8 protein-coding genes and 1 tRNA gene are annotated in these 14,259 nt (G+C 36.4%); 6 read left to right on the forward strand and 3 right to left on the reverse strand.

Translation table 11 applies throughout. From position 1 onward, the window contains the following. Window positions 1-127: 127 nt before the first annotated feature. The 3 genes from WJN01_RS09545 to WJN01_RS09555 all read right to left on the reverse strand — a co-directional run bounded on the left by WJN01_RS09545 (window position 128) and on the right by WJN01_RS09555 (window position 6,002). On the reverse strand, window positions 128-4,006 hold the full coding sequence (locus WJN01_RS09545; protein ID WP_445196928.1) for a two-component regulator propeller domain-containing protein: 3,879 nt from the start codon (window positions 4,004-4,006) through the stop codon (window positions 128-130). A gap of 44 nt (window positions 4,007-4,050) precedes the next feature. Further along, complete coding sequence (locus WJN01_RS09550) at window positions 4,051-5,247, reverse strand: DegT/DnrJ/EryC1/StrS family aminotransferase (protein ID WP_445196929.1); 1,197 nt, start codon at window positions 5,245-5,247, stop codon at window positions 4,051-4,053. 125 nt (window positions 5,248-5,372) lie between these two features. Next, a complete protein-coding gene (locus tag WJN01_RS09555; RefSeq protein WP_445196930.1) occupies window positions 5,373-6,002 on the reverse strand; it encodes an NAD(P)H-dependent oxidoreductase in 630 nt (209 codons plus the stop codon). 186 nt (window positions 6,003-6,188) lie between these two features. Here WJN01_RS09555 and WJN01_RS09560 point away from each other — a divergent pair. From WJN01_RS09560 to WJN01_RS09585, 6 genes are all read left to right on the forward strand, one after another. Beyond that, a tRNA-Ser gene (locus tag WJN01_RS09560) sits at window positions 6,189-6,273 on the forward strand. Window positions 6,274-6,514: 241 nt separating this feature from the next. Then, complete coding sequence (locus WJN01_RS09565) at window positions 6,515-8,620, forward strand: bifunctional aldolase/short-chain dehydrogenase (protein ID WP_445196931.1); 2,106 nt, start codon at window positions 6,515-6,517, stop codon at window positions 8,618-8,620. 81 nt (window positions 8,621-8,701) lie between these two features. Next, on the forward strand, window positions 8,702-9,982 hold the full coding sequence (locus WJN01_RS09570; RefSeq protein ID WP_445196932.1) for a sugar isomerase: 1,281 nt from the start codon (window positions 8,702-8,704) through the stop codon (window positions 9,980-9,982). Between the two features lie 7 nt (window positions 9,983-9,989). After that, window positions 9,990-11,360, forward strand: a complete 1,371-nt coding sequence (locus tag WJN01_RS09575; RefSeq protein WP_445196933.1) for an FGGY-family carbohydrate kinase — start codon at window positions 9,990-9,992, stop codon at window positions 11,358-11,360. Between the two features lie 103 nt (window positions 11,361-11,463). Beyond that, window positions 11,464-12,753, forward strand: coding sequence for a class II aldolase/adducin family protein (locus tag WJN01_RS09580; RefSeq protein WP_445196934.1), 1,290 nt, complete (start codon window positions 11,464-11,466; stop codon window positions 12,751-12,753). Window positions 12,754-12,794: 41 nt separating this feature from the next. Next, a complete protein-coding gene (locus WJN01_RS09585) occupies window positions 12,795-14,213 on the forward strand; it encodes a purine-cytosine permease family protein (protein WP_445196935.1) in 1,419 nt (472 codons plus the stop codon). Window positions 14,214-14,259 lie beyond the last annotated feature (46 nt).

A 14,259-nucleotide genomic window follows, 5' to 3' on the forward strand; every position in this document is an offset into this window, starting at 1 on the left:
TACCTACACTGCTAAATTATGCAAATAGAACTTTGGGAGATACAAGAGATGTTTCAGATGATGCAAGATATGTTACAAACATTGGTATAATGTCTACCTCAACATTTTCAAACCCTAGATTAATGCACTATTTGTGCTGTAAGTATTCGTTTGGCGTACAATTATACGCCTCTTTAAAGCACTTTATAAAATATGAAGGTGTGTTAAACCCTACTTGATAAGCAATTTCTGAAACCGTAACATCAGAATTTTTAAGAAGCTCAACAGCCAACTTTAAACGTTGGGAACGAATAAATTCCGAAGTGCTTAGTCCAGCAATAGCTTTTAGTTTTCTATGCAATTGGGTTCTACTCATAGCCATGGCATCAGCAAAAGCTTCGCTTGTAAAATCTGTATTCACAAGGTTTTTGTCCAACACTTTTTTTAACCGTTTTAAAAAGTCGGTTTCGGCAGAAGAAACTCTAACATCAGGACTAAAATTTAAATCCTTGCTAAAACGTTGCTGTAGTTTTTGCCTGTTTTCAATAAGTTTTTCTACCCGTAATTTTAATTTTTCACTGTTGAAAGGCTTAGTAACGTAAGCATCAGCGCCCGTTCTTAAACCTTCAATTTCATTGTTATCACCAACCTTTGCGGTTAAAAGAATTATGGGGATATGACTTGTGAGTTCATTATATTTTAGTGTATTGCAAAGTGATATCCCATCTTCAACGGGCATCATTACATCGCTTATAATTAAATCAGGAATATGTTTTAAAGCTTTTTCAATACCTATTTTTCCATTGCTGGCCTCCAACAGTCTATATTTAGTTTTAAAAATAGAAACTATAAACGCTCTAATATCAGGGTCATCTTCAACAATCAACAAGCTATCCTTCTCTTCATTTCCATTCAAGGACAAACCTTCTTCAACATGCCACTCATCTTTTGCTTGTTTCGTTATTATTTCCGTGGGCTTGTAGGCTTCCTTTTGAATTGGAAGAGTGACTGTAAACTGTATTTTATCGGAATCAACACTGTTAGCAATGATGCTTCCTTTTGATAGTGAAACCAATTCTTTAACTAAAGCCAAACCAACGCCAAAACCATCTGAAGCTTCATTTTCTTGATAAAAACGTTGAAACAATTTACCTAAGTCCTTTTTTGAAATATCCTTGTTGGTGTTAATAATTGACAAAATCAATAATCCGCTCTGCTGGTTAGCATTGAAGATTATATCACTTCCCTTTGGTGCATACTTAATAGCATTGGATAATAGGTTTGAAGTTATTTTTTCGATAACGTCAATATCGAACCATGCCTCATCCAAATTTTCAATAGAACTATTAATGGAAATATTCTTTTCATCTGCTTTGTACTGAAAAGCGGTAACAATTTGAATCAAAAGCACTTTTAAATTACCATGGGCTACTTTTAATTGTGCTTGCCCTGAATCTATCAAAGACAAATCCACCATTTGATTTACCAAATTCAGCAGCCTATTGGCATTTTGCTTCACCAAACTGAGTTCTTTTCTATCTTCTGGTTTTAAATCTTTTTTAGACAATTGGTGGTCAATAGGCCCTGAAATAAGCGTTAATGGCGTTCTAAATTCGTGTGAAATATTGGTGTATAACTTTGTTTTAAACTCATCCAATTTTTTTAAGCGCTCTGTTTCGGCATGCTCCATTTGCAACTGGGCCTTAACATTCCATCTAAACTTTAAATACTTATAAACACCCAAAGATATAAGTACCGCCAAAAGTAAATATCCTATTTTCATGGTTGTGGTTAAATACCAAGGCTTTAAGATGGTGAATGTATAAGTTGCTGGAGTTTCGTTCCATACCCCATCATAGTTTGAGGATATTACTTGAAATGTATAAGTATTTGGCGGCAAATTGGTGTAATGCGCAAAGTTTACCCTTTTCGGTGTAACCCAATTGTCGTCATAATTGACGAGCTTGTATTTATATTGGTTTCGCTCAGGCTGTGAAAAATGCAAACTGGAAAACGTAAAGGTTACAGTATTTTCATTGTAATTTAGCTCCGTGTTTTCAATCAACGGACGCTCTTTTGAAAACACTTCAAATTTTGAAATAATAGTTTTTGGCTTTACGGTATTATAGGTGAGTTTTTCAGGACTAAACCAATTCAGGCCATCCAACCCCCCAAAGTATATGACACCCTGTGAATCTTTGTAATAAGCTCCTGTATTAAACTCCGAATTTTGCAAACCATCATATACACTAAATCCTTCAAAATCTTCACTAGCAATATTAAAACGGCATAACCCATTATTTGTACTTAACCATAGGTTATTATTACTATCTGGTAAAACACCGTAAACCACTTCATTGGGCAAACCGTCTTCTTCCGTGTAAGTTTTAACAGTGCCTTTATCGATGTCATATTTTTTTAACCCCGCCCCGTAGGTGCCAACCCAAAGGATATTTTCTAAAAGCAGCAATGACTTTATTTTATCATTAAGGGGTTGTATTTTCTCAACTTCATCTGTTTTTATGTTCAACTTAAAAACGCCACTATTATCAGTGCCAACCCACAAAATACTATCACTGGCTTTAACCAAAGCCCTGATATTATTGGCCGCAAGTCCTGAATTATCTTCATTGTATTCCTTTACAATTCCTTCGTACTTATCGAATAAAATAATGCCGTGCCGTTCTGTAGCCAACCATCTCCTTTGACTTGATTCATCTAATATTCGCCAAATAGTATAATTACCAATCTCGGGATATGTTCTATAGTTTCCATTGGCCTCAATGATATTGAGTCCATAGCCTTGATGCCCCACCCAAAGTTCATTTTCGTGAAAGTTTAAACTGATTATCCTATCGCTATTTAATTTAGAATTTTTAGTGGTTAGTGTTTTGTAAGTTCCTGCTTTTGCATCAAAATAAGCCAATCCTTTTCCAGAAGTACCAATCCAAAAATTGTGCTTTTCGTCGGTTGTAAAACTTCTAATCATATCGACATTAACACTTTTTGGCACTTGATTGTTTGTCAGAATATTGAATTTAATTAGGTGTTCGTCATAATAACTTGCACCCGTTCCGTCTGTGCCAAACCAAATAACTCCAGTCATGTCTTCGTAAAGGCAAAGCATGTCGTTATAGTGAATTGCAAAGGGGTTGTTTTTGTTGGCTTTGAAATTTTTAGCATAATTACTGGTTAAATCTAGCAAGAAAACTCCGCTACCATAAGTTGCAATCCATAATCTGTTTTTGCTGTCTATGAGTAAATCTTCAATATTCAAATCCTCTGGAAGTTCGGAATGCTTGAACTTAATGAACTTTTTATCATTATTAGCCTTATAAAATAGCCCACTTCCATAAGAACCAAGCCAAACACCGCCAAGACTATCTTTTTCAAGAACACTAAAATTTATGTCATTTCCACTTAAGACATGTGTTTTTTCGTAAGAACCATTTAGGTTTACACTATAAACGCCACCAGATGCCCCAACCAACAAATCTGAATCTATTTCATCAATATTATAAACAGTTACATTCTTGTCACTATTTTTAAAAACTTGAATGGTATCTTTAGATTTGGAATCTATTTTGAAAAGTCCGTTGCCATAAGAACCCAAATATAAATTCAAGTTTTTGTCCTGAAACACTGTACTAGCCTTAAAAGGCAATTCAATGTGTTCAAAATGATCTTCTTCCGTTTTGTACAATTCCAATTTTCCGGAATGTGTAATTATCCAAAGTCTATTTTGCTTATCGATGTATATTTTACCAAGGTTGCTGAAAGTAGCTCGGGTAATATCTTCAAATTGCTTATTATAATGCTTAAAATCCCTGCCGTTGTATCTATTTAATCCGTCTTGTGTTGCAAACCACATATACCCAATGGAGTCTTGGGCCATACTTATGACACTGTTTTGGGAAAGTCCGTGCTCTACAGTTAACTGACTGAAAGCTATTTGCTTATCATGATTTTGTGCAAACCCAGCAAACGATAATAGAAAAGTTATTAGAACTGACTTTGTAAAATTCATTCATAGGGTTTTATCAAATAAAGTTACAAAATTGTTCTGAACATTTAATTTACCACCGAATTAATAAGCTCAACCATTTTATTTGCTCTTTTTTCAACTTCATCTTTTGTCCATGATAATTTTATCAAACAAGAGATATTGCGGGCAATATAATGGTCTGATTTTTCGAATGATTTTTCATTAAGATATCTTAAACCTTCTTTAACTTCATGAGAAATTGGGTATAGAGATTTCAAGTTTTTTAAATGCTCCCATTTTCGGATATAGTGCCAATTATTGTTGTAATAATGAAAACACGCATCTATTCCATTATTTTTAAAAGCCTCAGAAACTTTGGTTGCCGTTTCCAAGTCAGGTAAAAAGAAATTTAAAAAGGCACAACTTTCTATACCACCCTCAGGAACGGTTCTAAACGTAACTTGTGGAATTTGAGCTAAAGCTCTCTTGATGATATCAAAGTTCATTTTTTGGATTTCCAGAAATTCTGGCAGACGCTTAACCTGGGCCAAGCCTACTGCGGCATGTAACTCTGAAATCCTGAAATTATAACCTAAAAATGGATGGGTTTCGGCTCCCCTATCATGGCCTATATGGTCATGGCCATGGTCGCTGTAATGGTCTGCATTTAAATAGTAGGCTTCATTGTTTGTAACCACTGCTCCGCCTTCACCACAAGTTATTGTTTTTACAAAATCGAATGAAAAACACCCGAGGTCGCCAATGCTTCCAAGAGGTTTTCCTTTGTATGAACCCCCAATAGCTTGACAAGCATCTTCAATTAGGAGCAATTTATGCGCATCACAAACAGCCTTCAAAGCATCCATGTTGGCCATACTACCACACATTTGTACTACCATTACGGCTTTGGTTTTCGAGGTAATTGCTGCCTTGACAGCTTCGGAATCAAGCCCTAACGTATCATCAATATCTGCCAATACGGGGACGGCGCCCAACATCATAATAGCCTCAAAACTGGCCACAAAAGTAAATGTTGGCATAATTACTTCATCACCTGCACCCACGCCTGCTGATGCCAAAGCAATGGATACAGCAGCAGTTCCACTAGAAACGAGTTGTACATGTTTGGATTGAAATGTGTTTTGAAGCTCTGCTTCTAGTTCCTTTGCTTTCCAATGGCCATTTCGCATGCCATCAAATCCGTAGCGCATGAGTACGCCGTTGTCTAAAACATCGTTGACTTCTTTTCTTTCTAAATCTCCAAATAATTCGAATCCTGGCATAATGAGTTGGTGTTTCTAATTTTTAACGTGGTGCTTGCGTTAGGGATTGAGGCATTTGTTGAAGCTCTCACGCAAGGGCGTGAAGCGACTGCCGAAAGCCCGACCCTGGGGAACGCCCTAATTGGTTACATTTCTATTACCGCTTCTTCTAAAGGTTTTCTGACTTTTTTGAACCCTGAGAACATATCGTCTGCTGCACGGTACCCAATGGGCAGAAGCAAAACAGACATTAATCCTTTTTCTTCCAATTGAAGGATTTCATCATATTTTGAAGGGGCAAACCCTTCCATTGGGCACGAATCGATACCCTCCATAGCGCATACCGTCATTAAATTACCAAGGGCAATATAGGCTTGGTTGGTGGACCAGCGTTGGCGTTGTTGCACGGTCATCTTTTCCATCATTTTTATAAGATCTTCCCTATACGGACGTAAAATGCTTTCCGGAGTGTTGCGAATGCCTTTGATATTATTGTAGTAATTGGTAACATCGTCTTGCAGAATGTCTTTTTGGATGCATATTACCAATAAATGAGAAGCATCCAAAACTTGCTTTTGGTTATAGGCATGCTTTACCAAAGGCACCCTTAACTCTTTGTCTTCAATAACGATGAGTTTAATGGTTTGAAGACCAAACGAAGTTGCAGTAAGGTTAAATGCCTGTTTTACAATGTTTAATTTTTCTTCAGAAAGAATTTTGGTTGCATCAAACTTTTTGGTTGCATAGCGCCATTCAAGCTGTTTTATGATATCCATTTTGTACTAATATATTTGTGCAAAAATAAGGTTTGTGTTTTTGTTTTTTACATATTCTTGGACAAAATATGTGATTTACAGAACTACTAAAATTTATTTAAAAAGTTTGTCTTTTATTTGAAAGAATTAAAAAAGGGTTCTATATTTGCACCCGCATTCAGGCAAATAGCTTGATGAGGCACTCAAGGAGAAATGGCAGAGTGGTCGAATGCGGCAGTCTTGAAAACTGTTGAGGGTCACACCTCCGGGGGTTCGAATCCCTCTTTCTCCGCAAAATTTTAAAAACCTATGGAAATTATCCGTAGGTTTTTTTATTTCCTGATAATCAATATCCAATCCGACAATTTTTTTTGTAGTTCCCTATTTAATTTCGTAACTTTAGAAAGGTTAACCACCATTTTGACTTCCCCACTTCAAATACAACTGAAATTAATTTTTTAATGCAGTACAGTACAGGATAGAAACTTTTTCTAATTAGCATAATTTCGCTTTGAAATATTTTAATAAATCTTATGAGTACACTAACCAAAAATTTTAAACACGTAGATTATTTGTGGGACGAAAAAAAAGCAGCATCTTTTGGAGATGACCAAGTAGGTTTGTTTTTATACCGTTCTAACATATTGGGCGCAGACTTAAGAATTACAAATTATGGAGGAGGCAATACAAGCTGTAAAACCATTGAGAAAGATCCATTGACAAACGAAGATGTTGAAGTAATGTGGGTTAAAGGTTCTGGAGGAGACATTGGTACTTTAACACGTTCTGGAATTGCAGGTTTATATACCAATAGATTACGTGATTTAAAAAATGTATACGGCGGTTTAGCTGATGAAGATAGAATGGTTGGACTTTTCAATCACTGTATTTACGACTTAGATAGTAAAGCGCCATCAATTGATACACCTCTACATGGTTTGTTACCTTTTAAACATATTGACCACTTACATCCAGATGCACTTATTGCCGTTGCAGCTGCTAAAGACAGCGAAAAAGTGACGAAAGAAATCTGGGGAGATACCATGGGTTGGGTGCCTTGGCAACGTCCTGGTTTTGATTTAGGCCTTCAGCTTGAAAAGTGTTTGAACGACAACCCAGGCATAAGAGGCATTGTTCTTGGAAGTCACGGTTTATTCACATGGGGTGATACTTCTTACGAATGTTATATAAACAGTTTAGAAGTTATTGAAATGGCTTCTGAATACATTGAAAAGAAAATTAAAGAAAAAGGTTCTGTTTTTGGCGGACAAAAAGTTAAAAGTTTACCTAAGGAAGAGCGCTTAGAAAAAGCAGCACAATTAATGCCTCTATTAAGAGGATTATGCTCTTCTGAAAAAGCAATGATTGGCCATTTTGATGATAGAGATGTGGTCATGGAATATATTAACAGCAACGATTTGGAAAGATTGGCCCCTATGGGAACATCTTGTCCAGACCACTTTTTAAGAACTAAAATCCAACCATTGGTATTAACACTTGGCACCAATGAAGATTTATCCGATGCTGATGCTGTTCTTAAAAAATTAGAGCCTGCTTTTGAGCAATATAGAAAAGAATATGCAGACTATTATAACACTTGCAAAAGAGATAATAGCCCTGCAATGCGCGACCCAAATCCAGTAATTATTATTTATCCTGGTGTTGGTATGTTCAGTTTTTCTAAAGACAAACAAACTACACGTGTCGCTAGTGAATTTTACATCAACGCCATTAATGTAATGCGCGGTGCTGAAGCAATAACAGAATATACTTCCTTACCGAGACAAGAAGCTTTTGATATTGAATATTGGTTGTTGGAAGAAGCGAAATTACAGCGTATGCCAAAGGAAAAGCCGTTATCAAGAAAAATAGCTTTGGTTACTGGTGCCGGTGGAGGAATTGGTAAAGCCATTGCAGATAAGTTAGCTGCCGAAGGCGCTGTTGTTGTATTAACAGATATTAATGAAGAAAGCTTAAAAGAAGCAAATGCAACATACAAGCGTGATGTTTCTACCTATGCCATTTGCGATGTAACCAATACAGAATCTATCGCTTCAGCATACAAAAAGGCTTGTTTAGAGTTTGGTGGTGTAGATATTGTGGTACATAGTGCTGGTCTAGCAATTTCAAAATCGTTAGAAGATACTACAGATAAAGACTGGAACATTTTGCAAAGCATTTTAGTAAAAGGTCAGTTTGACTTAGCCAAGCAATTCTCCGCTATTACCCGTAAGCAAAATTTGGGTGGCGATTACATTGCTATTGCAAGTAAAAATGGCTTAGTTGCAGGGCCAAACAATGTGGCCTATGGTACAGCAAAAGCAGCACAACAACACATGGTACGTTTATTGGCAGCAGAATTGGCTAAAGACAAAGTTCGTGTGAACACCGTAAATCCTGATGGCGTTATTGTAGGAAGTAAAATTTGGGAAGGTGCCTGGGCAGAAGGCCGTGCGAAAGCAAACGGTATTACCGTAGAAGAACTACCTGCCTTTTATGCAAAAAGAAATTTATTAAACGAAATAATTACACCTGCCGATATTGCTAATGGCGTTTTTAGCTTCGTTGGAATACTAGATAAATCTACCGGAAACATTATAAATGTTGATGGCGGTATGGCAAACGCATTCGTAAGATAGTTATTAGAGTTAGTTTTAGTTTAAAAACTTCCATAGCATATTAAAGTATATATGGGAGTTTTTTTTTAAAAAGTAAGCACCATGAAAATAGAGCAAAATCATATTCAAGAAACCAATAAAAAAGACCTCCAATCTCACCACGACCATTTTGATTTTTTGGTAAACAGCCTTTCAAAAAAAGGTAAGGACGTAAAAAACATCATCAATAAACTTAAAGATTTTCAAGTAGCAATTCCAAGTTGGGCATTGGGCGCTGGCGGTACAAGATTTGGACGCTTCTCTTTTTACGGTGAACCTTCCAATTTAGAACAGAAAATTAAGGATATTGGTATTTTGCATGCCCTAACTCAAACTGCTGGTGCTGTTTCCCTTCATATTCCTTGGGATGTTCCAGAAGATTACAATGCCATTAAAGATTTGGCCAACGGTTTAAACATTAAATTTGATGCGGTTAACTCCAATACGTTTCAAGACCAAAAAGGTGCAAAAGAATCATACAAATACGGCTCATTGAGCAATACAAGTGAAGCTGTGAGACAACAGGCTATTCAGCATAATTTGGATGTTATTAAAATTGGAGACAAATTAGGTTCTAAAAGCTTAACTGTTTGGTTGGCGGACGGCTCTTGTTTTCCAGGGCAAAACAACTTTCAAACGGCACTTCAAAATACCGAAAACAGCTTGAAAGATATCTATAAAGGCTTACCAAATGATTGGAGTATGCTTATTGAATACAAACCTTACGAACCCAATTTTTACAGTACCGTAATTCAAGATTGGGGAACATCCTTTATGTTGGCAAATGCATGTGGAGATAAGGCTTATTCTCTTGTAGATTTGGGTCACCATTTACCAAACAGCAATATTGAACAGATTGTTTCAATCTTAATGTCTAAAGGAAAATTAGGTGGTTTCCATTTTAATGATAGCAAATATGGTGACGACGACTTAACCGTTGGAAGCATTAAACCTTATGCCCTATTCTTAATTTTTAATGAATTAGTATATGGCATGCAAAACAATCCTCAAAACCCTGATTTGGCTTGGATGATTGATGCCAGCCATAATGTGAAAGATCCTTTGGAAGATTTAATTCAATCTTTGGAAGCTATTCAAGAAGCTTATGCAAAAGCCCTTTTGATTGACCAAAACGAATTAAAATCTGCACAGTTGGCAAACGATGTTGTAAAATGCCAAGAAATTTTACAAGACGCCTTTAGAACGGATGTTAGACCTCTTTTGGAAAAAGCAAGACTGGAAAGTGGTGGCGCACTAAGTCCAATAAAAGCATACCGTTCTTTAGATGTTAGAAACGGATTGATTAAAGAAAGAGGTAAACATACTGTAGCAACAGGCTTATAATAATTTTATGGTTAATGTAACAGCCGTATTTGATATTGGTAAAACCAATAAAAAATTCTTCCTTTTCGATAAAGATTTCAAAGAGGTTCATAAAGAATACATTAAGTTTGATGAAATTGAAGATGAAGATGGTCACCCTACAGAAAACTTGCCTGCTCTTCAAGCATGGCTAAAAAAGGTTTTTGAAAATATTCTAAAAGAATCAAAATTCAATATTGAAGCTATTAATTTTTCAACCTACGGTGCTAGCTTCGTTCATATTGACGAAAATGGAGAAGTTTTAACACCTCTCTACAACTATACTAAACCGATTGACAAAAGTGTAGTTGATTCGTTTTTAGAAAAATATGGACCAAAAGAAGAATTTTTAAAAACTACAGGCTGTTTTGATTTAAGCCTTTTAAATTCAGGATTGCAATTGTATTGGTTAAAACACACCAAGCCTGAAGTATTCAAAAAAATTAAATACTCGTTACATTTACCGCAATACCTTAGTTATATCTTTACAGGAATACCCTTAAGTGAATACACCAGTATTGGCTGTCATACCGCACTTTGGGACTATACCAAAAAAGATTACCATGAGTGGGTTTACAAAGAAGAATTAAATAAAATTTTGCCCACAATTGTTTCTACTGAAACCAGTATTAACATGAACTATAATGGTAAACGCATCAAAATAGGCGTTGGCATACACGATAGTTCATCAGCACTACTTCCCTACGTGAGAAGTGTCAAGAAAAAATTCGTTCTCGTTTCCACAGGTACTTGGAGTATTACGCTGAATCCGTTTACCGAAAACCCCATTGTTAGCGATACCGATGCCAAAGATTCTATAAACTACATGAGGATAAACGGAAAACCGGTAAAGGCCACACGTTTATTTTTAGGCAATGAATATAAAACACAGGTTGCCAAACTTGCAAAACAATTCGGCGTAAGTGAAGATTACCATCGTCATGTAGAGTTTGACCAGGATGTTTATTTTGAAATCATGAAAGATTTCAAACACATGTTCAAATGGGAAAGCATTGCAAGTGAAAATATGCCCCCAACAACCGAAATTGCCTTTGATAAATTTGAACACGCCTATCACCAGTTAATGACAGAGCTTGTTTTATTACAGGTAAAAAGTATAAAAGATGTTGTTGGCGGAGACGAAATAAAAAGACTCTATGTAGATGGCGGTTTTAGCGATAATGATTTATTCGTGAAACTATTATCACATCATTTCAGAAACATGAAATTAAGAACCACCGACTCGTCGTTAGGCTCGGCATTGGGTGCCGCGATTTCAATTTCCGATAAAAAATTAAATTCAAAATTTCTCAAAAAGAATTATTCATTAAAAAAGCATGTCCCTTTTATCATCAGCTAAATAAATTAATAGAACATAATTAATCCTTTGAATTTAAGCCAAAAAATTCAGCCGTAATAACTGGTGTTAATGTCAACACGCTTTCAATTAAAAAGTTAAAAAGATGTCAAAGAATATTAAATTAGAGCATCCCAGAGACCAGATAACAAGGATTATTAGCCGAATTTACAAACGCGGAATGACCACAACCTCTGGTGGTAACATTTCAATCATTGATGAACATGGAGACATTTGGGTAACGCCATCAGCCATTGATAAAGGCTCATTACGAGCATCAGATATCATTTGTGTTAAGAAGGATGGAACCGTTGTTGGAAAGCACAAACCTTCTTCAGAATTTCCATTCCACAAGGCCATTTATGAAGCAAGACCGGATATAAAATCGGTCATCCATGCTCACCCTCCTGCCCTAGTTTCTTTCAGCATTGTTCGTAAAATACCCAACACCAATATTATTTCACAAGCCAAACATGTTTGTGGCCCAATAGGTTATGCAAAATATGAGCTTCCCGGAAGTAACAAGTTGGGAGACGTTATTGCAGAAGAATTTAAAAAAGGCTTTAAAGCCGTAATCATGGAAAATCACGGTACCGTTTTGGGTGGCAGTGATTTAACCGATGCTTTTGAGCGTTTTGAAATGTTGGAGTTTTGTGCCCGAACCATTCTTTACGGTTCCCAAATAGGAACACCTAACTATTTAACAGACGAACAAATAGACAATTTCCACAAGCAAGCTGCCCATATATTACCAGAAATGGAACACACGGAACATTATCCTGAAGAAGTTGAAAGACGTTTGCAAATTTGTAAAATTGTTCAGCGTTCCTGTGAACAAGGTTTAATGACCAGTTCTTATGGAACGGTATCAATGCGTTGGAAGGATAACGACTTTTTAATTACCCCAACCAATGTAAGTCGTTGGGACATGAGTCTTGAAGATATAGTTCAAATAAAAGATGGAAAAAGGGAAAAAGGAAAAACTCCGAGTAGAGCCACCTGGATTCATCAGGAAATTTACAATAACAACCCTGATGTAAATTCTATTATCATGACACAATCGCCCTATTTAATGGCATTTGGGGTTACAAAATCTTATTTGAACGTTCGAACAATTCCAGAAAGCTGGATATTTCTGCAGGATATCCCAATGGTGAAATATGGTACACACTTTAAATTCAATAATAATTCCGATATTGTTGAAAATTGTACGACCGCCTTGATTATCGAAAACGATTCAGTGATTGTAACCGGCGATAAGTTACTTCAAACCTTCGATTATCTTGAAGTAGCCGAGTTTAGTGCAAAATCAATTGTTTTAGGGGCGTCGCTTGGTGAAATGGTACCTATAAATGATGATCAAGTAGAAGAATTAAGAGAAAAATTTTTAACATAAAAAAACACCACAAAAACGAATACTAACTAAACACAAACTATATGGCACTATCCCACATTGAAGAAGAAATTATTGAAGACATTGCAGGAGGCGAATTTGAAAGAACCCCTGTACCAAAATCAAATTTAAAAGGTTGGAAAAGTTTCTTAGGCATGTATGCCGGGGAACATGCAGCCGGAACTGAATTTATGATTGGTCCACTTTTCTTAACTGCTGGTGTAAGTGCGTTCGATTTACTTGTAGGATTGTTGCTTGGAAACTTATTGGCTGTTCTTTCTTGGCGATTTTTAACAGCTGAAATTGCGGTGAAAAACAGGCTTACACTATATTTTCAACTTGAAAAAATAAGTGGGAAAAACCTTGTCACGGCTTATAATTTAGCTAATGGCGTACTATTTTGTTTTCTGGCTGGGTCTATGATTACCGTTTCTGCCACTGCAGTAGGAATTCCATTCGATATGCCTATGCCAAAATTAACAGATACCTTACCAAATGGCTTAACTTGGATTATCATTGTGCTTTTGCTAGGTGCCGTTATATCCATTATCGCAGCAAAGGGTTATGACACAGTTTCAAAAGCCGCCAACTGGATGTCTCCTGTTATTGTGCTGGCTTTTGTTGCATGTGGAATTGTAGCTTTAGGGCAATTAGGAGTTTCAAATTTTTCAGAGTTTTGGGATATTTGGGGTGAAGGCGGAGATCCTTTTCCAGGGCAACTAAAATACACGTTTTGGCATGTATTGATATGGTCTTGGTTTGCTAACAGTGCCATGCATATTGGTATGTCCGACCTATCAGTTTTTCGATTTGCTAAAAAAGCAAGTTCAGGCTGGACTACGGCAGCGGGGATGTACGTTGGGCATTATATGGCATGGATTGCAGCCTGCTTGTTATATGCGGTTTACTTAAAAACACCCGAAGCGCAAGTCTTTTTGTCAAACGGTGAAGCTCCTCCAGTTGCTCCGGGCCCCTTGGCAAATAATGCCATTGGTATTTTTGGAATCATTGCGGTGGTTTTGGCTGGATGGACTACAGCAAACCCGACCATTTATAGAGCGGGATTGGCTTTTCAAGCTATTTTACCAAAACTTTCTACGGCTAAGGTTACTATTCTAGCTGGTACTATTGCTACAATAGCTGGCTTGTTTCCTGCTTTTGCTATGAAACTTTTAGATTTTGTTGCCTTATATGGCTTTATTTTAGCCCCAGTGGGTGCCATAATCGTTTTTGAACACTTCTTTCATGAAAAAGCCGGAATTATAAAAAACTATGCTGATGAAGCAAATATCAAATTTAATAAGTCTGTTCTTTGGGCATGGGCGATTAGCTTTGGTTTGTTTTATTTAATATCAGTTCAGTTTAATATCTTTTTATCGTTTGTAACACTGCCTGCTTGGTTATTATGCGGTATGTTATTTTTAATATTCAGCAAGAAATTTCAAAAGCAAAATCAGCAGTAAACTGTTCAAAGAAGATATAAAAAATCGGAACGTTCTTATTTGAACG

Source organism: Tamlana sedimenti (assembly GCF_038148895.1).
Lineage (GTDB): Bacteria > Bacteroidota > Bacteroidia > Flavobacteriales > Flavobacteriaceae > Tamlana.